The sequence below is a fragment of the Tunturibacter psychrotolerans genome (assembly GCF_040359615.1).
In the GTDB taxonomy this organism is placed as follows: Bacteria; Acidobacteriota; Terriglobia; order Terriglobales; family Acidobacteriaceae; genus Edaphobacter; species Edaphobacter psychrotolerans.
The window spans coordinates 3921318-3942642 of sequence record NZ_CP132942.1; the positions used below are offsets into that span (position 1 = coordinate 3921318).

General features: G+C 58.7%; 23 protein-coding genes. 9 read left to right on the forward strand and 14 right to left on the reverse strand.

The genetic code is table 11. The annotated features are described in order from the left end of the window. Window positions 1–152 precede the first annotated feature (152 nt). Window positions 153–821, reverse strand: a complete 669-nt coding sequence (locus tag RBB77_RS16325; RefSeq protein ID WP_353062801.1) for a YdcF family protein — start codon at window positions 819–821, stop codon at window positions 153–155. Between the two features lie 130 nt (window positions 822–951). Beyond that, window positions 952–1596 carry an L-threonylcarbamoyladenylate synthase gene (locus RBB77_RS16330; protein ID WP_353062802.1) on the reverse strand — a complete coding sequence of 215 codons (645 nt, stop codon included), beginning with the start codon at window positions 1594–1596 and terminating at the stop codon, window positions 952–954. Window positions 1597–1682: 86 nt separating this feature from the next. On the opposite strand from RBB77_RS16330, the gene RBB77_RS16335 reads away from it, so the two are divergent. The 3 genes from RBB77_RS16335 to RBB77_RS16345 are packed head-to-tail and all read left to right on the forward strand — an operon-like array spanning window position 1683 to window position 4522. After that, window positions 1683–2684 (forward strand): TrmH family RNA methyltransferase, encoded by a 1002-nt coding sequence (locus RBB77_RS16335; RefSeq protein WP_353062803.1) that lies wholly within the window; start codon window positions 1683–1685, stop codon window positions 2682–2684. Continuing rightward, window positions 2681–4018: a replication-associated recombination protein A gene (locus RBB77_RS16340; RefSeq protein WP_353062804.1), complete on the forward strand. Its 1338-nt coding sequence runs from the start codon at window positions 2681–2683 to the stop codon at window positions 4016–4018. The genes RBB77_RS16335 and RBB77_RS16340 overlap by 4 nt, the downstream gene beginning before the upstream one ends. Before the next feature lie 48 nt (window positions 4019–4066). Then, window positions 4067–4522: a VOC family protein gene (locus RBB77_RS16345; RefSeq protein WP_353062805.1), complete on the forward strand. Its 456-nt coding sequence runs from the start codon at window positions 4067–4069 to the stop codon at window positions 4520–4522. Window positions 4523–4531: 9 nt separating this feature from the next. Here the strand turns inward: RBB77_RS16345 and RBB77_RS16350 are convergent, their stop codons facing one another. Next, the gene (locus RBB77_RS16350) at window positions 4532–5146 is read right to left on the reverse strand and encodes a redoxin domain-containing protein (RefSeq protein WP_353062806.1); all 615 of its coding nucleotides are present in this window, start codon (window positions 5144–5146) and stop codon (window positions 4532–4534) included. Between the two features lie 256 nt (window positions 5147–5402). Here RBB77_RS16350 and RBB77_RS16355 point away from each other — a divergent pair, with 256 nt between their 5' ends. Further along, window positions 5403–5759, forward strand: coding sequence for a nuclear transport factor 2 family protein (locus RBB77_RS16355; RefSeq protein ID WP_353062807.1), 357 nt, complete (start codon window positions 5403–5405; stop codon window positions 5757–5759). A 109-nt stretch (window positions 5760–5868) separates the two neighbouring features. Here RBB77_RS16355 and RBB77_RS16360 read toward each other — a convergent pair whose 3' ends face one another. The 6 genes from RBB77_RS16360 to lnt form a co-directional block, all read right to left on the reverse strand. Beyond that, window positions 5869–7974: a protein-disulfide reductase DsbD family protein gene (locus RBB77_RS16360; RefSeq protein WP_353062808.1), complete on the reverse strand. Its 2106-nt coding sequence runs from the start codon at window positions 7972–7974 to the stop codon at window positions 5869–5871. Window positions 7975–8012: 38 nt separating this feature from the next. Continuing rightward, the gene (locus RBB77_RS16365; RefSeq protein WP_353062809.1) at window positions 8013–8435 is read right to left on the reverse strand and encodes a CoA-binding protein; all 423 of its coding nucleotides are present in this window, start codon (window positions 8433–8435) and stop codon (window positions 8013–8015) included. A gap of 27 nt (window positions 8436–8462) precedes the next feature. Further along, complete coding sequence (locus RBB77_RS16370) at window positions 8463–8999, reverse strand: DinB family protein (RefSeq protein ID WP_353062810.1); 537 nt, start codon at window positions 8997–8999, stop codon at window positions 8463–8465. Window positions 9000–9049: 50 nt separating this feature from the next. Beyond that, entirely contained in the window at window positions 9050–9799 is a 750-nt protein-coding gene (locus RBB77_RS16375; RefSeq protein WP_353062811.1) for a class I SAM-dependent methyltransferase, read from the reverse strand. 111 nt (window positions 9800–9910) lie between these two features. Beyond that, window positions 9911–11045, reverse strand: a protein-coding gene (prfB, locus tag RBB77_RS16380; RefSeq protein WP_353062812.1) for a peptide chain release factor 2 whose coding sequence is annotated in 2 segments (ribosomal slippage) — window positions 9911–10975 and window positions 10977–11045 — 1134 coding nt in all. Because the reading frame shifts where the segments join, the coding sequence is not laid out codon by codon here. Between the two features lie 10 nt (window positions 11046–11055). Further along, window positions 11056–12684 (reverse strand): apolipoprotein N-acyltransferase, encoded by a 1629-nt coding sequence (gene lnt / locus RBB77_RS16385; RefSeq protein ID WP_353062813.1) that lies wholly within the window; start codon window positions 12682–12684, stop codon window positions 11056–11058. Window positions 12685–12781: 97 nt separating this feature from the next. Between lnt and RBB77_RS16390 the strand changes: the two genes are divergently transcribed. The 3 genes from RBB77_RS16390 (at window position 12782) to RBB77_RS16400 (ending at window position 15848) form a co-directional block, all read left to right on the forward strand. Next, window positions 12782–12919 (forward strand): hypothetical protein, encoded by a 138-nt coding sequence (locus RBB77_RS16390; RefSeq protein WP_183975451.1) that lies wholly within the window; start codon window positions 12782–12784, stop codon window positions 12917–12919. 143 nt (window positions 12920–13062) lie between these two features. Then, window positions 13063–15462, forward strand: a complete 2400-nt coding sequence (locus tag RBB77_RS16395) for an APC family permease (protein ID WP_353062814.1) — start codon at window positions 13063–13065, stop codon at window positions 15460–15462. A 125-nt stretch (window positions 15463–15587) separates the two neighbouring features. Continuing rightward, the gene (locus RBB77_RS16400; protein ID WP_353062815.1) at window positions 15588–15848 is read left to right on the forward strand and encodes a hypothetical protein; all 261 of its coding nucleotides are present in this window, start codon (window positions 15588–15590) and stop codon (window positions 15846–15848) included. A 105-nt stretch (window positions 15849–15953) separates the two neighbouring features. Here RBB77_RS16400 and RBB77_RS16405 read toward each other — a convergent pair whose 3' ends face one another. Continuing rightward, window positions 15954–16496: a class I SAM-dependent methyltransferase gene (locus tag RBB77_RS16405; RefSeq protein ID WP_353062816.1), complete on the reverse strand. Its 543-nt coding sequence runs from the start codon at window positions 16494–16496 to the stop codon at window positions 15954–15956. Window positions 16497–16614: 118 nt separating this feature from the next. After that, window positions 16615–17037 (reverse strand): bactofilin family protein, encoded by a 423-nt coding sequence (locus RBB77_RS16410; RefSeq protein WP_353062817.1) that lies wholly within the window; start codon window positions 17035–17037, stop codon window positions 16615–16617. A gap of 158 nt (window positions 17038–17195) precedes the next feature. On the opposite strand from RBB77_RS16410, the gene RBB77_RS16415 reads away from it, so the two are divergent. Then, window positions 17196–18158 (forward strand): hypothetical protein, encoded by a 963-nt coding sequence (locus RBB77_RS16415; RefSeq protein ID WP_353062818.1) that lies wholly within the window; start codon window positions 17196–17198, stop codon window positions 18156–18158. Between the two features lie 9 nt (window positions 18159–18167). Here RBB77_RS16415 and menC read toward each other — a convergent pair whose 3' ends face one another. The 3 genes from menC to mazG all read right to left on the reverse strand — a co-directional run bounded on the left by menC (window position 18168) and on the right by mazG (window position 21007). After that, a complete protein-coding gene (gene menC / locus RBB77_RS16420) occupies window positions 18168–19298 on the reverse strand; it encodes an o-succinylbenzoate synthase (protein WP_353062819.1) in 1131 nt (376 codons plus the stop codon). Between the two features lie 102 nt (window positions 19299–19400). After that, window positions 19401–20153 (reverse strand): GNAT family N-acetyltransferase, encoded by a 753-nt coding sequence (locus tag RBB77_RS16425; protein ID WP_353062820.1) that lies wholly within the window; start codon window positions 20151–20153, stop codon window positions 19401–19403. Next, complete coding sequence (gene mazG, locus RBB77_RS16430; RefSeq protein WP_353062821.1) at window positions 20150–21007, reverse strand: nucleoside triphosphate pyrophosphohydrolase; 858 nt, start codon at window positions 21005–21007, stop codon at window positions 20150–20152. Before mazG ends, RBB77_RS16425 begins: the two co-directional genes overlap by 4 nt. Before the next feature lie 77 nt (window positions 21008–21084). On the opposite strand from mazG, the gene RBB77_RS16435 reads away from it, so the two are divergent. Beyond that, window positions 21085–21303 carry a DUF3311 domain-containing protein gene (locus RBB77_RS16435; RefSeq protein WP_353067648.1) on the forward strand — a complete coding sequence of 73 codons (219 nt, stop codon included), beginning with the start codon at window positions 21085–21087 and terminating at the stop codon, window positions 21301–21303. Window positions 21304–21325 lie beyond the last annotated feature (22 nt).

Below are 21325 nucleotides of genomic sequence, written 5' to 3' on the forward strand. Positions count from 1 at the left end.
CAAAGTGAACACGAAATATGGGGGTCTCTCTACTGCGCAACCGACGGTGAAGCTGTCGATTGCTCCGGTCGAGATGAGGGAGTTTGTGAGTTGGGAAGAGACGGCAACAGCAGATCCCCTCCGGGGATGACAACAAGAAAAGCAACAGCAAGCTAGACTTCGGGTTTGCCTTCGAGCCAGCTGTGCAGGAAGCCTTCGTTGACATTGAGGCGGAGGGCGGTGTAGCTGATGATCTCGTGCACGTAGCGCATGAAGAGGTCGTAGTTGCTGATGTGGCCGAGCAGGGGGCGGGGTGAGGTGTAGACATCGAGGCCGGCGTCTTCGCACAGCTTGCGGATGCGGAAGAGATGGGTGCCGTCGGAGACGACGACGATGTGGTGGAGATTGTTTTCGTGGGCGATGGCGGCGAGACGGTGGACTTGTTGTTCGGTGTCGATGGAGCGGGTCTCGGCGATGATGTTGGCGAAGGGAATGCCGTTAGCGAGGAGGTAGTCGCGGCCGACTCCGCCTTCGGTGTTGCCGGAATCTTTGTCGGTGCCGCCGCCGAGGGTGATGACGAGGGGGGCTATTTGTTTGCGGTAGAGCTCGACGGCGTGGTCGAGGCGGGCGTGGAGGACGGGCGAGGGGTGGCCGGAGTACTCGGCTGCGCCGAAGACGGCGATGGCGTCGGCGGGTTGGGCGTTGTCCTGGCTGGCGACGGTGTCGATCTGCTCGTAGACCCAGACGCACCATATGGTGACGACTAAGAGAAAAAGCGCGAAGAGACGGCGCAAGACGAGGCTCCGCGTGGTGTCCCGGCTGCGCAGATTGGATTGAGGCACGATCATTTTTCCCCAGAGAGCGAGCGAAGACCCAAGGCTATGCCACAAGATTCAACTTTTGCATCGAGCTAGTCTACAGGGTTGAGGCTGCGGGGCTCGATGCATTTTTTTAGGGCTGGCTGGGAGATGGCTAGTGCTGGAGGGCGAGGGCGATCTCGTGGGTGGGGATGGCGCCTTCGCGGAGGATCATCCAGGAGTTGCCGCCGCCGGAGAGATCGACGATGGTGGTGGCGGTGGTGCGGGCGGTGGGGCCGCCGTCGACGATGAGGGGAATCTTGTCGCCAAGCTGCTCGCGGACGCCGGTGGCGTAGGCGCATTCGGGGTGGCCGGCGAGGTTGGCGGAGGTAGCGGTGATGGGCAAGCCGAGACGAGTGACCACGGCGCGCGGGATCGCGGCTTCGGGGACGCGGAGGGCGAGGTTGCCGGTGTTGGCGGTGACGCGGAGGGGGAGTTTGGAGCCAGCTTTGACGACGATGGTGAGAGGGCCGGGCCAGAATTTTTCGGCGAGGCGGTCGAAGGCGGAGTCGAGCTGGCGGGCGAGCTCGTAGGCCTGGGCGACCTCGGCGATGAGGAGCGAGAGGGGCTTGTGGCGGGCGCGGGCCTTGAGGTCGTAGATGCGGTCGACGGCCTTGAGGTTGACGGGGTCGACGGCGAGGCCGTAGAAGGTGTCGGTGGGGAGCGCGACGACGTTGCCGTTGTTGAGGCTGGAGACGACGTAGTCGATGAGCGCCGGTTCGGGCTCGTCGGGATGGATACGGAGTGTTTCGGCGGTCAAATCTTGCTCCTGTGCCGGTAAGTCCGTCCGCTGGGGCCGGGGTCTGCTGCGATTGTTGCAGTCTCGCACCTTAGCATACCGCCTCTGTGGACTCAAGAACAGCGAAGCGGGCGGGAGACGGGCGACGGCGTAAGATTTGGGAGATGCAGACTCCGGAGTTGGTGGTTTCGAGCAGGGCGAATGCGCGGGTGAAGCAGCTGCGAGCGGCGTTTCAGGGCCATGCGCGGTTGAGTGGCGGGATGGTCGCGATTGAAGGGGACCATCTGCTGGAAGAGGCGCTGCGGAGTGGGATGGTTTTGAAGAGTGTGTTTGTGAGTGAGCGGCGAGCGGTGCCTAGGATTGTGCCGCGTGGGGTGGAGGTTCTGCGGGTCACGGATGAGGTGTTTGGGAGTGTGGTGGAGACGCAGTCGCCGCAGGGAGTGGCGGCTTTGATGGTGCCTCCGGTGAGGACTTTGGCGGATTTGTTTGATGGCTCGGGGATGGCTCTGATTTTGATTGCGGCGGGAGTGCAGGATCCGGGGAATCTGGGGACGCTGGTACGGTCGGCCGAGGCGTTTGGGGCTGGTGGTGTTTTGACTACGGCGGGCACTGTGAGTGCGTGGAATCAGAAGGCGCTGCGAGCTAGTGTGGGGAGTGTGTTTCGTGTGCCGGTGGTTGGGGTGACGGCTGCGGAGGTCGCAGAGTTAAAGGGCCGTGGTGTTCGGTTGATTGCGGCTGTGGGGGCGGAGGACTCTGGTGTGATTGCGGCGCAGGAGATGGATTTTATTTCGGCTTGTGCGGTGATGATTGGGAATGAAGGCAGCGGGTTGGCGGCGGAGTGGATCGAGATGTGCGATGCGCGGGTGACGATTCCCTGCCCTGGGCCGGTGGAGAGTTTGAATGCGGCGGTGGCGGGGTCGTTGTTGTTGTATGAGGCTTCGAGGCAACGAACTGGGGGCAGCGGGCAAGACAAAAAACAAAAGCGAAATACAGGGATCCTTCGCTCCGCTCAGGATGACGACTTCCAGGTAGGTGACGGCATCGACGTTGAGGACGGCATCAAAGAAAGGGCGATGACGGAAGCGACTTTGAAGCAGGTGGGTGAATGAGTTTGTTTGATGCTAGTCCGATAGCCGCTGCGGCTGCGCGTGGGCGGCAGGCGCCGTTGGCGGAGAGGATGCGGCCGCGTACGCTTGCGGAGTATGTCGGGCAGGATCATCTGCTGGGGTCGGGGAAGCCATTGCGGTTGGCGATTGAAGGCGATGATCCTACGTCGATGATTTTTTGGGGGCCTCCGGGGACCGGGAAGACTACGCTGGCGAAGATTATTGCGCAGATGACGGAGGCTAGTTTTATTGAGTTCTCAGCGGTGTTGAGTGGGATCAAAGAGATTAAGAACGTGATGGTGGAGGCGGAGAAGGCGGCGAGCTTCGGGTCGCGGACGATTTTGTTTGTGGATGAGATTCACCGATTTAACAAGGCGCAGCAGGATGCGTTTCTGCCGTATGTGGAGCGGGGGACGATTCGGCTGATCGGGGCTACGACGGAGAATCCTTCGTTTGAGATCAATGCGGCGCTGCTGTCGCGATGCAGGGTTTATACCCTGGTGGCGTTGACCGAAGAGCAGGTGGTTGGGCTGCTGCAACGGGCGCTAACGGATGTTGAGCGTGGGCTGGGAGCGAGTGGCGTTGAGGCGGATGAAGATGCTTTGGTTACGATTGCTTCGTATTCGAGTGGAGATGCGAGGAACGCGCTGAATGCTCTGGATGTGGCGGCGAAGCTTGCGGAGGGTCGTGGGGAGAAGCTGATTACGAAAGCGCTGGCTGCGGAGGCTTTGCAGCGCAGGGTGCTGCTGTATGACAAGAAGGGCGAGCAACACTACGACATTATTTCGGCGCTGCATAAGAGCGTGAGAAACTCGGACCCGGATGCGGCGATGTATTGGCTGGGACGGATGCTTGAGGCTGGTGAAGATCCGATGTACTGTGCGCGTCGGATTGTGCGGATGGCAGTGGAGGATATTGGGCTGGCGGCTCCTGAGGCGCTGAATCTTTGTTTGAGTGCGCGGGATGCGATGCATTTTCTGGGGCATCCGGAGGGGGAGCTGGCGTTGGCGCAGGCAGTGGTTTATCTTGCGCTCGCACCGAAGTCGAATGCGGTTTATACGGCTTATGGCGCGGTGAAGGCGGATATTGAAGCGACGGCTGCGGAGCCGGTGCCGCTGCATCTGCGGAATGCGCCGACGAAGCTGATGAAGTCGCTCGACTACGGCAAGGACTATCAGTACGCGCATGATGTGGAGGGTCGCGTGGCGGATATGGAGTGCCTGCCGGTGGGACTTGCGGGGCGGCGCTACTACCATCCGACGAATGAAGGACGAGAGAAGCTGCTGGCGCAGCGGATGGAAGAGATTGCGCGGATAAAGGCAGAAAAACGCCGGTAGCAGTGGTATTTTGATGAGTGTTTTTCAACTCTATTGTGAGGTGTCGTGATGGCTGCTGCGTCGCCGCTGTTTCCTTATCTGGTGGTCCCTAATGGCATTGCCGCGATTGAGTTTTATAAGAAGGCGTTTGGCGCGGTGCAGCAAGAGCTGCATCTTGCTCCAGGAACCGAAAGAGTGATGAACGCTTGTTTGAGCATCAACGGCGGCATCTTTATGCTGTCGGATGATTTTTCGGACAAAACTGGTGAAATGCCTTCTACACCGGAGGCATTGCACGGTTCGCCCGTGGTAATTCATTTGCAGGTGGACGATGTGGATGCGGCGTGGGAGCGGGCCGTCGCTGCTGGCGGAATTGTGGTGATGCCTTTGGCTGATCAGTTCTGGGGCGACCGGTACGGCCAATTGAACGATCCGTTTGGACACAGGTGGTCGATGGCGCAGCGTAAAGTTGTGCTGACGAAAGCAGAGATTGAGGCAGCAGCGGAGAGCTCGTTCAAGATGTGACGGTGACTGCTAGTGGGCGTATTTCACGGAGCAGCCGTAGGGGCGTGTGCTCTCGACCTGCAACGGTTTGCCGGCCATGGCAGCAGTTAGGGTTTCGTTGAGGTAGTTGCGGGCGCCCTTGAGGTCGGACTGCTCTGTGGTGGGTTTGTCGTCGATGGCGCCTTGATAGATGAGCTTGCCGGTGGGGTCTATGACGAAGATGTGTGGTGTGGTCTTGGCTTCGTAGAGGCGAGCGATGGTGGCGTCGGGATCGAGGAGGGCGGCGGTAGGTGCGGCGTGCATGGTCTTGAGGTAGGTGTTCTCCTGCGCGGGGGTGACGTATCCCTGCTCGCCGGGCGCGGAGGAGATGACGGAGAGCCAGACGACGCCTTTGGCTGTCCAGTCGCGTTGCTGCGACTCGATGCTGCCGCTGAGATAGTGCTTACGGTCAAACGGACAGCCCTGGTTAGCCCATTCGAGCACGACGAACTTGCCGCGGTACTCGGAGAGGGTGTGCTGGATGCCGTTGGAGTCGGTGCCTTTGAAGTCGGGGGCGGTGGCGCCAGGGCCTACGGCGAGCGCGGGGAGAGTGAAGATGACGGTGAATATTGCAAGGGTGAGGGCGAGGAGTTTGCCGTAAGACATTGGTGGCCTCCGCAAGGTTATATTTTGCGACGGACATTGGTCAGATGCAAGGTTCGGAGGCAAGAACCAGCTGCGAGAACAAGATGCAAGCTCGACTGTGTCGAGGGGCAGGACTAGGCTTCACGTTATGAAATCCAGACACCTGTGTCGTTCGCAGACAAATCTACGGACGATTCTCAATTTGGCTCTGATCGTTCTGGTCGTGTTCACGACAGGCTGTGATCGGCAACGCGAGCGCGATCGACAGTACATCGAGATGAGTGAACGACAGTGGGCGGAGTCAGTCGCCACGAATGATAGTTCCGTGCCTGAGAGAATTCTGGCCGATGATTTTATGTGGATCTATCCAGATGGAAGAGGGATGAACAAAGCCCAGACGATAGCGGATGCGCGCAGCGGCCCCGGACCTTTTATCTCTGATCATCTGGACGGCATGTCGGTTCGTTTCTTCGGGAAGACTGCTGTTGCTCAAGGCAGCGAATCCTGGGTGCAAAGGGATGCGGCGGGAGAGAGACGCGGCCGCTTCGTCTGGACAGATGTATGGGTAAAACGCGACGGCCAATGGCAGATCGTTGCTGCGGAAGATTTGATTCCGCCAACTACGGCAAGATGAGCGCCCTTGGCAACGGGTCTGAAGCAAACGCGGCTTCCTGTCGGTCGCGAGAGGCCGCCGTTTTACTGTTGATGAGGTCGCGGATCTTCTGCTTGTGTGGATTCGGTCGTTATGGCTTCACGTCCTTTTCGAGTGCGGTGAGGACGATGTCTTTGGTGAGGAGTTCGGGCAGGACGTCGGCTGAGGAGTTCTTCATCGCCGGGTAGATGACGTAGGTGGGGACGCCGCTGCGGTTGACCGAGGCGAGTTGCTTGGTGATCTCGGGGTCGTACTGGGTCCAGTCGGCCTTGAGGAGGGTGACGTTGTTTTTGCTGAACTGATGTTGGACGTCGGCGGATTTCAGGACGGCGCGCTCGTTGACCTGGCAGCTGAGACACCAGGCGGCGGTGAAGTCGATGAAGACAGGATGACCGGCGGCGCGGGCCTGGTCGAGGGATTGTTGTGAGTAGGGAGCCCAGACGAGAGTGGTGTCTTTGGGCTGGTAGAGCGGAATGGCGAGGCCCAGCGCAGCGATGAGAAGAGCCGCGATGGCGCTCTTCCAGTTGGCGGGCCATTTGCCGAGGGCCCAACCTGCGATGGCTAGTGCGAGGAAGCACCAGAGCAGGCGGGTGAGGTGGTCGACGCCCTGACTGTTGCCGCTGTGGAGGTTGCCGTAGACCCAGGCGAGCCAGATTGCGGTGCCGAAGAGAGGGACGGCGGTGAGCTGCTTGAGGATCTCCATCCACGCGCCGGGACGGGGGAGGATGCGGGTCCAGGCGGGTTGGAAGCTGAGCAGCAGATAGGGAGTGGCGAGGCCGAGCGCGAGGGCGGTGAAGACGGCGAAGGTGATGCCGGCGGGTTGCGCGAGAGCAAAGCCGATGGCTGCTCCCATGAGCGGTGCGGTGCAGGGCGTGGCTACGATGGTGGCGAGGACTCCGGTGAAGAAGCTGCCGGTGTAACCCTGCTTTTGGGCGAGGCCGCCGCCTACGCTGGTGAGGGAGAGGCCGAGGTCGAACTGTCCGGCAAGCGAGAGGGCAAAGAAGAAGAGGCCCGCTGCGAGCACAGCGATGAAGGTTGGGGACTGGAGTTGGAAGCCCCATCCAGCCTGGCTGCCGGTGGCGCGGAGAATGAGCAGGGCCGCGACGATGATCCAGAAGGAGACCAGGATGCCGAGGGTATAGACGAGGCCGTGGCTGCGGAGATGTTTGCGCTCCTGTCCGGAGGACTGAACGAGGGCGAGACCTTTGAGGAAGAGAACGGGAAAGACGCAGGGCATCAGGTTGAGGATGATGCCGCCTACGAAGGCGAGGCCAATGGCGCTGACCGTTGTCACGCTACTGGTTGCGGGGCTACCTGCAACTTTGCTACCGGGGGCCGGGGCGACTTCGCCAGGAGTGACGGGGGCGGTAACTTCGTAGGCTTGGGTATCGGAGAGCTTGAGCACGCCGTGGAGCTGGGCGGGGAGGGTTTTCAGATCTTCGGAGCGACGGACGCGGAGACGAACGCCGTCTGAGGTTGGCTCGATCTGTTGGGGGGCCGCGTTTGCGATCTGGTCTTGATCGGAGGGGTAGAACTCGGCGTTGGTTTCGCGACCGCCGGTGGTGAGGTTGAGGACGAAGTCGGTTTTGCCGCCGGTGACGGTGAGTTTAGTGTCAGCTGGGAGTGGCTTGGGGATGAGGGTGAGGGCTTCGCCGAGGGCGCCGACGGGCTGCGCGGCAGGTGCTCCGGGGACTATGTTGAGGTTGAGGCCGAGGTGGGCTTTGCCGGGGATGCAGACCTCGCGGCAGACCAGGTAGGTGACCTTAGCATCGATGTGGGTGGGGCCGGGCTTGAGCGAGCTGGCGGCGGTGAGTTGCACGGGGAAGGCGACTTCGTCTTCGTAGCCGAAGTCCATCAGCGGGCCGAGGGGAAGGCGGCTGGGGATGGGAAAGAGCATGGGGCCGGCGGTGATGCCTTCGGGGAGGGTCCAGGTGATTTTGGGCGGCTCACCGGAGTCGCCGGCGTTGATCCAGTAGACGTGCCAGTGCTCTTCGAGGGTAAGGACGAGGCCGACCTGGAGGGTGCCGCCGGGGGCGATGTCGGGGGAGAGGGAGACGAGTTCGGCGGTGAGATGCTGGGCTTTGACGGGGCCGGGGCCGCCGTCGCCGACGACCTGCAGCTGCGCGTGCGCGGGAGTGAAGAAGAGAGAGGCGCAGACGAGGAACAGGAAGGCGGAGAACTTGCGTACGTTATTCATTCAATCTCAATTGTAGGACTTAGGACTGTGGGTGTTTGTCACCTAGGTGTCAGATGGCGGTGTTCGACCATGATGCAGTGGTCCATAACGACGTGAATTCCGGCCGCTTCTGCGCGGGCGGCGGCTTCGCGATTGACGATTCCCAGTTGGACCCAGAGGTTTGGGAGACCGAGCTGGATCATCTCTTCGACGATGGCGGGGATGAACTTTGGCAGGCGGAAGACGTTGACGATGTCCGGCTTGATGGGGAGGTCTGAGAGAGAGGCGTAGGATTTTTCGCCGAGGACGTCGGGGATGGAGGGATTGATGGGGTAGAGCTTGTAGCCGTGCTGCTGCATGTAGGCGGAGACGTAGTGGCTGGGTTTGGCGGAGTCTTCCGAGAGTCCAATGACGGCAATCGTGCGTGGATGTTCTGCGGTGGTGACGCCCAGGGTGCTGCGGATGATCTCCGGTTCATTCATTTGGGTTGGGTGCCTTTGAATACGAGTTTACTTGTGCCAGGCGCCCAGGAGGCGGCGGAGCACGACTAGTTCGCCGAGATGGTAGGAGGTGTGATCGGCGACGAGGAGGGCCTCGCGGAGAAGGTTTTGTCCGTCACCCCAGCGGAACGGTTTGAAGAGATCGGAGCTGGGATTATTGATGAGGGCTTCGAAGTGTTCGAGGTCGGAGCGTATGAGTGTGATGGACTGATCCCAGGCGTTGGATGAGGGTGGCTGGGGGGACTTCGGCCAGTAGTCGTCGGGCCATGCGATGGGGTGGTAGCCACCGGTTGGAGGCGCGGAGAAGTTGAGGATGTCGCGCTGTGTGATGCGAAGATGCTCCAAAAGCTGCCAGGCGGAGTAAGGGAGATTGGGTGGGACTGTGCCACGGTGTCCGGTGGGGAAATCTCTGATGGTTTCGTCGAAGGTCGAATGGGCCTGACCGCCATCCAGGAGCGCGATCAACTGTTTACGCAACGGTGCTTGTTCATCTGGTGTGCTTTTTGGGTCTGCTGCCTTTGTTGCGCCCGGCTTGGGTGTGCTCACTCGTTTGTGCCTCCTCGGCTCCAACATTGGATGCGACGGAAGCGCCAGAGTTACATCGGTTTGCGGGCGATAATGACGGTAAGGGGCGGAAAGGTCGTGACGAGGCTACCTCGTTTTTTTTCGACCACCAGGCCGGCGTTACGAAACTCCGTGGCGTACTCGCCTGTGAGTTTGTAATCGGAGATGAGAGCGACGCCTCCCGGTTTGAGTACGCGGACGATCTGCAGCAGAGCCTGATGGCGGGTTGGCTGGTCGTAGATGTTGTGGATGCAGAGATTGGAGACAACTACGTCGAAGGTGGCGTCGGGGAAAGACATCTGCTGTGCGGGTTGGCTGAGGAGGGTGCAGTAGTCGGAGACGCCCTCAAGGTCGAGATTGCGCTGGGTGGCGGCCGCGGAGTTGCCGCCCATGTCGACATTGGACCAGACGTCGATGCCGGTGACGTGGCCGGTGCCGGAAAGAGCGGCGATGCGTTTGGCTGCTCCTGCGAGGAGAAGGCCTCGGCCACAGCCTACGTCCAGGACGTTTTCGTCGCCACGCCATGGGTGCAGGCTGAGCATGAAGTCGCGGTGACGGAATTTTCCTACCTTGACGTAGAGCAGGAAGAGAAAGCCCTCGCCGATGAGGAAGCCTGCGGGCCAATACATGCTGCGAGTGTTGAGCTCGATGGGGCCAAGGTGAAGAACGCGTGGCGCGAAGATAGCTAGCAGCAGGCAGGCGGCGCCGAAGAGAAAGAAGTTGCGCATGACTGCGGGCGCGTCTACACCGTAGTCGGGTTTGTTTGTGAGTTCGGTATACAAGGGCTTCTCCTGCCGATTTCTTTTAGGATGCCGGACATCGACTTGAAGGAGTATCCCTTGTTCCCTCCCTGCTGCGATAGTGCTGCTTGTCACACCGAAGAGTGACAGATGTCATGCGACGTCGTCATCCGCTATTGCTTCGGCTGGGAAGTTGCCCTCGCGACGCATGCGGAGGTAGCCGCGGATGAAGGGCTCCAGGTCTCCATCGAGGACTTTGTCGACATCGCCCACTTCGACGCGGGTGCGTAGGTCTTTTGCCATGCGGTAGGGCTGCAAGACGTAGCTGCGAATCTGCGAGCCGAACTTGATGTCGAGTTTGGAGTCTTCGAGCTTGCGAGCTGTAGCTTTCTTTTTGTCGAGTTCGTACTCGTAGAGCTTTGAGCGCATCATCTTCATGGCTCGCTCTTTGTTCTTGTGCTGGGAGCGTTCGTTCTGGCAGCCCGTGACGAGGCCAGTGGGGATGTGGGTGATGCGAACGGCGGAGTCGGTGGTGTTGACGTGCTGGCCACCCTTGCCGCCGGAGCGGTAGGTGTCGATGCGGAGGTCTTCAGTCTTGATGTCGATGACGATGGTGTCGTCGATTTCGGGCGAGACGAAGACGCTGGCGAAGCTGGTGTGGCGACGCTTGGCGGAGTCGAAGGGCGAGATGCGGACGAGGCGATGGACGCCGGTTTCGCCGGAGAGAAGACCGAAGGCGAAGTCGCCGGAGATGGTGAAGGTGGCGGATTTGATGCCAGCCTCGTCCCCATCCTGAACTTCGTTGATCTCAACCTTGAAGTTCTGGCGCTCGCCCCAGCGGATGTACATGCGCATGAGCATCTCGGCCCAGTCCTGGGACTCGGTTCCTCCTGCGCCCGGATGTACGGTGACGATGGCGTTGAGCGAATCGGTTTCGCCGGAGAGCATGGTCTTGGATTCGAGCTTTTCGGAGAAATCTACAAGGGCGGGAATCTCGCGGACGAGGTCTGGCTCGGTGTTTTCGCCTTCGCGGGCGAGCTCGAAGTAGGCTTCGATGTCGTCGGAGCGGCGAGCGAGTTCAGCGTCGTCGGCGAGGAGGGTTTCGATGCGTTTGCGTTCGCGCATGAGGGGTTGCGAACGCGAGGCGTCGGCCCACACGGTGGGATCGGCTATTTTTTCTTCAATGACGGCTAGTTCGCGGCGGAGTCGGGCCGAGTCAAAGATACTCCCGCAGATCGCGTACTTTGTCGCGGACCGGGGAGTAGGAGTATTCGAGATCGCTAAGCATAATCTCTAGTTTACGTGAATTTCGATTTCAGGCTGAAGACCAGGCCGAGGGTGGTGACGAGAGCGCAGGCGTAGGCGAAGAGATCGCCATGCTCGGCGTAGAAGGTGAGGCCGTGCTCGTAGCCGAAGTGGACGCGGAGACTGGATCGCAGATGGCGTGGTAAGGCGGAGACGACCCGACCGTAGGGGTTGATGGCCGCGGTAACGCCGGTGTTGGTAGCGCGCAGGATCCAGCGATGGTTTTCGATGGCGCGCATGCGGACCATGTTGAGATGTTGCCATGCGGCGCTGGTGTTTCCATACCAGCCGTCGTTGGAGATATTGATGAGGACGTCGGCGCCCTGTTGGGTGAGGTGACGGATCTCGTCGCCGAAGATGGATTCGTAGCAGATGAAGACGCCGTAGGTGTGGCCACCGGTGGAAAAGACGGTGCGCTGCGCGCCGGGCTCGAAGGTGCCTACTTCGTTGAGGAGATTTTTGGCGAAGAAGAAGAACTCTTTGAAGGGAACGTATTCGCCGAAGGGAACGAGATGCATCTTGTCGTAGTGGCCGACGAAGGCGCCGTCGGCGTTGATGAAGGAGGCGCGGTTGTAGGGTGTGTAGCCCGATTTGTTTGCGGGATTTGGCTGGAAGCCGATGTTGCCGACGATGATAGGAGCTTGCGCTGATTGGGCGAGAGCCGACATCGCAGAGCGGAATTGGGGGTCAATGTCTTCGAAGGGAGCGGGCGATTCGGGCCAGACAATGAGATTGGTTGAGGCGGGGACGTTGACGTCGGCATCTTCGGAGGCGCGGGGGCGGACGAGATAGACCGTCTGAGTGCCGGGGAGTTCGGGAGTTCCCAGGAGAAACTTCGTCGAGGGGTAGCGGCTGAGGTAGGAGAAGGAGTCGAGGAACTGCTGAGTTGTCGGCTGCGGGCCGGTGTTGGCGGCTCCTACCTCGAGATTCTCCTGTACGAGGGTGGCTGTCGCGGTGGTAGGCGACGGCTTTGGGTTTGCGATGAGGCGAAGACCCAATATATAGACGACGACGATGATGACTCCCGCCGCGGTGAGCACAGGCCGGGTGTAGCGGCGCTCGCGAAGGCGGATGCGAAGGAGCCAGAGGGCGTTGACCGCCGCAATGACGAAGGAGAGGCCGTAGGCTCCTGTGATGGGCGCCAGGTGGATCAACATTGGGTTGTCAACTTGGGCGATGCCGAGAACATCCCACGGAAGACCGGTGATGCGGGCTCGGGCTAGTTCTACGGCCACCCACGCGAAGGGTACGAATAACAATGCGAGTTGACGACCGAAGCGGCTTCGGAAGGCGGCGAGCAACGTACCAAAGACAGCGTGATAAAGGCCAAGGTACAGACAAAAGAGAATGAGAATGCCAGCGGCAACGGGCTTGGCAAGGCCGCCGTAGAGATACATGGTCTGGTAGATCCAGTAGCAGTTGCCCATGTACCAGACGAAGCCGCAGAGATAGCCGAGGGCGGCTGCCCGACGGAGTGTAAGTGGGTTGTCGTTCTTGTCGTTAGCGAGAATGGCCCAGATAAGGGGGAGGAGTGCGATCCAACAAAAGGTGGTTCGCCAGACAGGCACGGGCCCTGCGATGGGAAACGGGAGAACCTGGAGGACACCCGAGAGTACAGCCATGGCCCAAAGTCGCAGGGGGATAAGTCGCATCGGTCTGAAGTCTAACATCGAGGTGAGAATTTCAAGTTAGTTTTCAGCTGGTTGAGAGCTACAATAGATGCGCATGGATTTTGTCATTCATCTCGTCGCGAAGATTGTTGTTCCGCTCTTCTTTATTGGCATGGCGGGGTCCGCGGTCGTGATTGTGGTGAGTTTTGCAGAGGATTTGAAGGAGTTGCTGGGGGATGAAGAATAGCTGTCAACGGCGGAAGCAGGATCACACTCTGCTCTTGCCGGTGGGTGTTGGCAGTGTTCCACTTGAGGTCGGGGAGTGGCCGTCGCACATGCTGAAGTTATTCAGTATCGCTGGCTGTTCGGGTTATCAAACAGCAAACCATAATGGGATCTAAACAAACTATCAACAAGCCACAATCGAACCGCGTTCGCCTGGTGGTGGCGTCGTCGGTCATGCTCACCTTCATTTCGTTCTGGCGAGCCGCGGCAATTGTGCTCAACGACCTGGGCTCCTCGGCGTTTTATGCGGGCGGCATTGCGGAAGAGGCGGTGGGTAAGGCTGCGCCGTGGTTCATTCTGGGCGTGATGCTGTTCAGTTTTGCGGTGCGTGCGGTTTATGTCGAGAGCTGCAGCATGTTCACGCGGGGCGGCGTTTACCGGATTGTGAAGGAGGCGTTGGGCGGGACTTTTGCGAAGCTGAGCGTCTCGGCGCTGATGTTCGACTATATTCTGACGGGACCTATCTCGGGCGTCTCGGCCGGGCAGTACATTGTGGGTCTGGCGAATGAACTGTTGCGGCTTTGCGCCGCGCATCACTGGGCCAGCAGGCTTGTGATGCATTCGAGCGGGGCGGCTCGACAGTTGCCGATCGACGGTACTTCTGCTGCGATTGCCGCGCTGATCACTACCTACTTCTGGTGGCAGAACACTAAAGGGATTGAAGAGTCCAGCGATAAGGCGCTGAAGGTGATGAAGATCACGACCGTGATGGTTGTGATCCTGCTTTCGTGGGGAGTATTTTCGGCGATTCATGTAGGAGCGCACCTGCCGCCCTGGCCAACGCCTGGCAATCTTCACTTCAGTAAGGACGCTCTTGGATTTCTGAAGCACACGGGATTCATGCGGACGCTTGGTTTGTTCGGCGTCCTGATGGCGTTTGGGCACTCCGTCCTTGCGATGAGCGGCGAGGAATCACTGGCGCAGGTGAACCGCGAGATCGAACACCCGAAGCTGAAGAACCTGAAGCGTGCAGCGATCGTGATCGCGATCTACAGCTTCATTTTTACCGGCATTGGCACGTTGCTGGCTGTGATGTTGATTCCGGACACGGTGCGGGTGCCGGTGTATCGCGACAACCTTATCGCCGGGATGGCAATGTTTATGGTGGGTCCGCTGGCAGTGCGGATCGGCTTCCGAGTCTTTGTGGTGATCGTGGGATTTCTGATTCTTGGTGGAGCAGTGAATACCGCAATCGTCGGTTCGACTGGCGTGCTGATGCGGGTTGCCGAGGATGGAGTCCTGTCAGACTGGTTTCGCAAGCCGCAACGCAAATACGGAACCAGCTTTCGCATCGTGAACCTGGTTGCCGGGCTGCAGATGTTCACGATCTTCGTGACTCGAGGCAACGTCATCATGTTGGGCGAAGCCTACGCGTTTGGCGTGATCTGGAGCTTTACCTTCAATGCCCTTGCGATGCTTGTGCTGCGGTGGAAGTACAAGGGTGAACGTGGCTGGAAGGTGCCACTTAATATTCGAATCGGAAAGACAGAGATCCCTCTGGGACTACTTTGTGTCTTCCTGGTTCTGCTTACGACTGCAATTGTTAATTTATTTACGAAATCGGTTGCTACGGTAAGTGGGATTGTCTTTGCAGCTGCATTCTTTGTGATTTTTTCTCTCTCGGAGAGAGACAATAAACGTCGGCACGACCTGACGACGCTGCAGATGAAAGAGCACTTTCAACTGGAGCATCAGGATAATGTAGGCCGTGAAGCGCTTGAGATTCGACCGGGTGCGGTAGTGGTGACGATGCGCGATTCCGCCGCGCCTTTCGCGTTGAAGTGGGCTTTGACGCACACGAATACGGACGATCAGGACCTGGTAGTGCTGGCCGCCCGAATGATGGGTGCCGGAGGGCCGGAGTATGTCGATGCATCCGAGCAGTTATTCAGCGAGCATGAACAGATGCTATTTACCAAAGCTGTTTCGGTAGCGGAAAGCTTCGGGAAGCATATTTCTCTATTGGTAGTTCCTGCCGGAGATATCTTTTCGGCGCTCGTGCAGACGGCTAACTCACTGGATGCAGCGGCTGTGGTTTCTGGACTCTCGACTAAGCTTACGGCTGAGGAGCAGGCCTACCATGTTGGCCAGGCATGGGAGGCACTCCCTGAGCCAAAGCGACAGTTTACTTTTTATGTCATCAAACCGGATGGCGAGTCACTTAGCTTCCACATTGGACCGCACGCACCTACTATCGAACCGCACGAAGTACAGCTGGTGCATCGTCTCTGGCTTAATATTCGGCGTGCGCCGGATATGGAGGACTTGCATCACAGTGACATCCTTACCTACGCGCTGACCCGCATGGCGACTGAGTTTGCACGAGACAAACAAGGAACCCTGAAAGATCTGCAAAGGTGCATTGATGAGTCTCATCATCGTCGTGGCCTCGGGGGGGCGCGGCACGAGGAGCTGGATGAAGCAGGACCTGGGTATGCGATTCGCGCTCCGAAAACGGCACATATAACAGACGACCATGAAGCTAATACAGTCAAAACGAAATAGACGGACGAGTTACTTACTGTTTGCATCATCTTAGCTACTTATGTATCGTCATGAGGTGGCAACAAGAATTGGTAGGCGAGATAGAACTCCGATAACTCGATCTACCTTGCCATTGGAGGTAACACGTGGAAGTTAGCCGTATTATTGCCGAGATTGATGGCCAGATCGCAAAGCTACAGCAGGCACGTGCGTTACTGGCCGGAACGACGGCAACAGCTAAGCGCACCGGCCCTGGCCGTCCCAAAGGGAGCAAGAACGCCGCTGCCACAGCATCAGCAGCTACGGCCCCTCGCAAACGCAAATTGAGCCCCGAGGGCCGCAAACGAATCGCCGATGCGATGAAGAAGCGCTGGGCCGAGCGCCGGAAGCAGAGTTCGAAGGGATAACTTCGTAAGAATTGTTCCTTGAAAAAGCGAAGGCGCCTCGAGTTGAGGCGCCTTCGCTTTTCGCACTAACTAATGCCCGGCCAAGACCGGAAAGTAGCCGTATCCTCATCGGGTGATAATGACCTCGCGAAGGCTGTCTTTTGCGAGAAAGAATCGGAAGTTACTAAACTCACTGAGCAGGTTTTCAATCTTGCGATTATTGAAGACGTTGAGCAATGGGTAGTTCCCCGCACGCTGCATTTCCACTACGTCGGTATCGGTCAGATGATATCGACAGAAGAATGTCTCCGGACTGCTTGTCTGGTGAAAGAAAGCAAGCATAAGACCGCCAGGTTGAAGCACCTTGTGGATACGGGACAGTACTGGCGCAATGAGAGGCTCCGGAAGATAATCAGCTGTGTCCCAGAAGATGACGACGTCGAATACGCGGCCGGAAAAGTTGAGATTGCTCTCAAGAAATCGATCGACATCGAAGCTGGGTGGCTCGCCCTCTTTGCCGGGAGTGAGCCACTCCGGTTTCGATGCTTCGTCGACGACGCTTGCCATGTAGATGCTGTGGCCGAGGCTGGTGATGTAGTTGATGTTGGTGGACGAAGTGGGTCCAATGTCGAGGATGCGTAGTGAGTCCTGCGTCTGCAGGTGCTTCATCAACTCTTTCCATCCACTGGAGTGCCGAGGAATGCGACCGGTGTCGCCGCCTCGTGGACTGCTTGTACTTTCGCTACTGCCGAAAAGGCTGCGCATGAGCCCGCTTCCCTTTCTGGTTCTATGCCTGTGGTTGAGTGAACAAAGGAGCGCTCGCCTCGACTGGCGCAGAGGGTGTTGCGGCGGAAGCTGAGGACTTAGATTGCGTTCCGGAGGCTTGCTTTAGCTCTACACTTCCCTTCAAAATGGCACTCTCTTCGATGCAGAGCCGACCTGCGAGGATGTCCCCGTTGACGATTGCGGACTGGCGCAGATCGACGCGGCCTGTGGCCTGCACGTTGCCTGTAAGATGACCAAATACGGTGACGTCGCGGACGGTGACATCGGCGCGAACGCGTGCGTTGGGCCCGATGGTCAAACCGCTGTCCTTGAGGGTGATGGTTCCTTCGATGTCTCCGTCGATGTAAAGGTCCTCATCTCCGGAGAGTTGTCCCCGGATGACGACCGACTTACCGATGACGGTGGAACCCTCTGCTGGTTTCATAGACGTTTTATTCTCCCTTGAGGTCCTGTCTACTGCATGTGTACCTTGCCCGAACTATACCCAAGCTCATGCCGAGAGGCAAACCGCGAATACTTTGCCGGGCTCGGTGAGTCTTATGAAAGACCATAGAATGGGGAGATGAGAGGTGTCGGTTGGTAATGGCTACGGTGGAAGCGCAGAACGCAGCTTCAGCGGGTAGGCCGCGATTCAGGCCAGTTTTAGAACAAAGAAGATCACTCTACCGGGTCGTTATTGGATCTATTCTGCTGCTGTTGCCCGCGGCCGCTGGGCTTGCGCAGGCACAGGGTGGTGCTACGACAAAAGATGTAGGCGAAGCATCCTTGCTGTCGATACCGCCGCGCTCCTGGATCGTAGACGCGTCGGCGAATGAACTCAAAGCACTTCATCATATTGACTCCTATTTGCGATATCGCACTCACACAATCAGCGATAAGGGCGATGTAGTCCGTGACGTCGTTGAGAGCAAAGATGGAACGGTTGCGCGGCTGATTATGAGAGATGGAAAACCGCTGACCGATGAGCAGGATAAGGCGGAGCGGCAGCGCCTGAACGACATGATCGCATCTCCGTCAGCCTTCTTCAGGCATATCCGGAATACCGAATCGGACCGCAAGATGGCGGACAAATTAGTTCCTTTGATGGCTGATTCAGCAATCTTCACCTACACGCCGGGGCAGCCACAGTCAGGCAGAAATAAAGGCGCGTTGGAGATCGTAATCGACTACAAGCCGAACCCAAAGTTCAATCCTCCAAACACAGAAGCAGAGGCATTGACCGGGCTTGAAGGAAGGGTGTGGATCGATACCAAGTCGCATTACCTGGTTCGCATGGAAGGGACGATCTCGCGTGGTGTGAACTTCGGATGGGGCATGCTCGCCCATATCTATCCGGGGGGCAAACTGGAGCTGAATCAAACCGACGCTGGCGGCGATCGATGGATCTTCACTTACTTTTCGATGCGGCTCAGCGTGCGTGCCCTGATGCTGAAGACAGTCAACGTACATACCGAGTCAACCGGCAGCGACGTTCAAACGATTGGGCCAATGAGCTACCAGGACGCTATTCGGATGATGTTGAATACGCCGCTACCGAATCGATAACGGGACCTATCAGGCCGTCACGCGGGCCTTCGCGTGGAGCGTTTGCCGACGAACGGTCAGGGCTTCGATCCGGTCACGTTGCACTTCGAATCCTCTGCCGGGTGTGGTTGGTACGGTGATCTCCCCTCGATCGCTCACTGTGACCTCCGGCTCAATGATGTCCTGCTCCCAGTACCTGCTGGAGGCGGAGACGTCGCCGGGGAGCGAGAAGTTCGGCAGCGAAGAGAGCGCAATATTGTGCGAACGGCCGATGCCTGTTTCCAACATTCCGCCGCACCAGACCGGGATGGCGCGCTCTTCTGCGGCATTATGCACGGCGATGGCCTCGCTGAAGCCGCCGACCCGACCTAGCTTGATGTTGATGATGCGACAGGACTCCATGTCGATGGCGGCGAGAGCGTCGCGTCGATTGCGAATGGACTCGTCGAGGCAGATGGAGGTGAGCAGGCGCTTCTGCAGCATGGAGTGGAAGTAGAAGTCGTCGTACCAGAGAGGCTGCTCGATCATGAGGAGATCGAAGCGGTCCCAATCGACGATGTCTTCTACGTCTTTCATACGGTAGGCGGAGTTGGCATCGCAGCTGAGCGTGATGTCGGGCCACCGGTCGCGGACGGCTTCGAAGATTTTCACGTCCCAGCCTGGCTTGCATTTCAACTTGATGCGTTGATAGCCGGCGGCGAGTTCGGTGGCAATCTTGTCCATCAGATGAGCGGGCGAGGGCTGGATGCCGATCGAAACTCCACAGGGAATTACGTCGCGGGTTCCGCCGAGGAGATCTGCGAGCGAGACACGCTTCACCTGTGCTTCGAGATCCCAGACGGCATTTTCCAACGCAGCTTTCGCCATGCGATGGCCGCGGACCTGGCGGAAGATATCGGGACAACTGCCGCCGCGCTCTACATCAGCCTCAAGCAGGCGAGGGGCAAGTTCTGACTCTGTGATGATCCAGGCGGTGTCGATGGTCTCATCGCTAAAGTAAGGGTGTTCGCCGGCAACGCACTCACCCCATGCAGTGAGACCTTCAGATTCGAGTTCTACGAGGAGAATGCGGCGGCTGGTGGTGAGGCCGAAGCTGGTTTCAAAGGGATGAGCGAGCGGCAGGTTGATCTCGCGGAGGTGAATCGCATCGATGTTGAGCATTGCAGTCCTGTCTTTCCGAATTGCTGGATTGTGGCGGGTCTGGTGCGGGGCTCAATCAAATTGTACTGCGGTGCGGCACTGATATATCAGATCTGTCCGGTGTTATTTCCAGAGACCCAGGAGGAAATTGCCATTGCCCTGAGCATCCCGTTCGTAGCCAACCACGGCCAAACCGCGCTTGAATGCCGATTCGAGCGCCGCCCGGTTATTACTCTGCAGGGTTTGCGCGAGGCTTCGCTGCTGGGGGTCCTGCTTCCATTGGTAGATGGTGTGCGGGACTGTAATGCGTTCGAGGATCTGCTGCGGCTGTGGCTCGCCGCGTAGCAGATCGGTTACGCGGCCGGAGCGCAGCCACCACTCCGCATATAGCCTATCGGTCGGGAGGCCTCCCTGCAATGGGGAGGATGAGGGGCCATAGAAATCTGCCTGGTAGCGCCGAACGATGACGCCGAGCCGGCTGATGTTCAGGTGCGAGTTCCTGATCTCCAGAGGATCGAAGGTCCACTCCATCAGTTCGAAGCCGCGTGCGATGGCTTCGTCGCGCTGGGCGAGTTTGAGGCGGCGGCCGATGCCGGAGTTGCGGTACTGCGGCAGAACGGCGAGCATGTGCGAATGGAGATAGGGTTTGCCGTCGCGGTAGCCCGGCAAGGACATCGCGAAGCCCACGATGGTGTCGCCGTCGAAGGCTCCGAGAACCTGGCCGCCGATGCGCTGCGCAACGACGAAGACGCGCCGTGGAATGACATCACCGTCGCTGTAACCCCAAACCTCGAGCTGAAGGACGACGCAGCGCTCAAAGTGCTCAAGGCTGGTAAGGGACTGAATGTGGATGGCAGTTTGGGGGCTCTCGTTCATGACCTTGTGGGTTCGGTGGCGGCGTTCTTCGCCTGATTCCATAGTGTTTCGAGCTGATCGGGGGTGGACGCGGCCAGAGCGGCACTGCTGCCCGCGGCAGACTCCATTGCAGCGAAGCGCCGACGAAACTTTGCGTTCGTGGTGCGCAGAGCCGATTCGGGGTCAACCTTGAGATGTCGGGCGAGATTGACGGCTGTGAAGAGAATGTCCCCCAGCTCTGCTTCGATCGCGCCCGGGGATCTAGGGCTTGAGGGCGGATCGAGTTCAGCCTTGAGTTCGCCGATTTCCTCGTGCAGCTTGTCGAAGAGGCCGTCGGTGTCAGGCCAATCGAATCCCACTTTTGCTGCTCGGGAGCCGAGTTTACCCGCCTCCATCAAGGCTGGCATCGAGCGTGGGATGTCGTCCAGCATCGGGGCTTGTGTTGATGCGGATGCTTTCTTCTCGGTCTGTTTGATGTGCTCCCAATTGCGCAGAACGGCGTTCGCATCAGCCGCTTCGGCACCAGCAAAAATGTGGGGATGGCGGCGAATGAGCTTGGCATTCAGATTTTCTGCTACGTCATGGATGTCGAAGTGGCCGGCCTCGGAGGCCATCTGCGCGTAGAAGAGGACTTGGAGCAGTAGATCGCCGAGCTCATCCTTTAGGTCAGGCCAGGCGCGGCGTTCGATAGCGTCGAAGACCTCGTAGGTTTCTTCGAGTGTGTGTCGCTTGATAGAGTCGAAGGTCTGCTCGCGGTCCCAGGGACAGCCATCGGGGGCGCGCAGCCGCGCCATGATCGCTACAGCCTCACCAATTGAGTCTGTGGAAACGGAAGCGGCCCTCTGGGGGAGATTCTCAGGGTTGGACTCGGACATATCTTCAACTTTACCGGATGACTTACCGAAGGAACATGGCTTCCCTATCTCTGATCAAATGCATTATGCTCTGCACCATGACGCCTGAACAAAAAGGAAAAGCCGAATCAAGGACACGCAGGAGCCGGTGGGTTCTGTTGCTTCTACTGCCCTATCTTGGGCTTTGCTTCCCGATTGTCTATGCGCAGTCCACGCCGGCGCTATGGGGCTTTCCGTTTTTCTATTGGTATCAGTTTGCCTGGGTTATTTTGGCGTCTGCGCTCTTGGCAATTGTCTATCGAAAGCTCAAGACGTAGATCTGTCTCGAAGCTTGTGAGG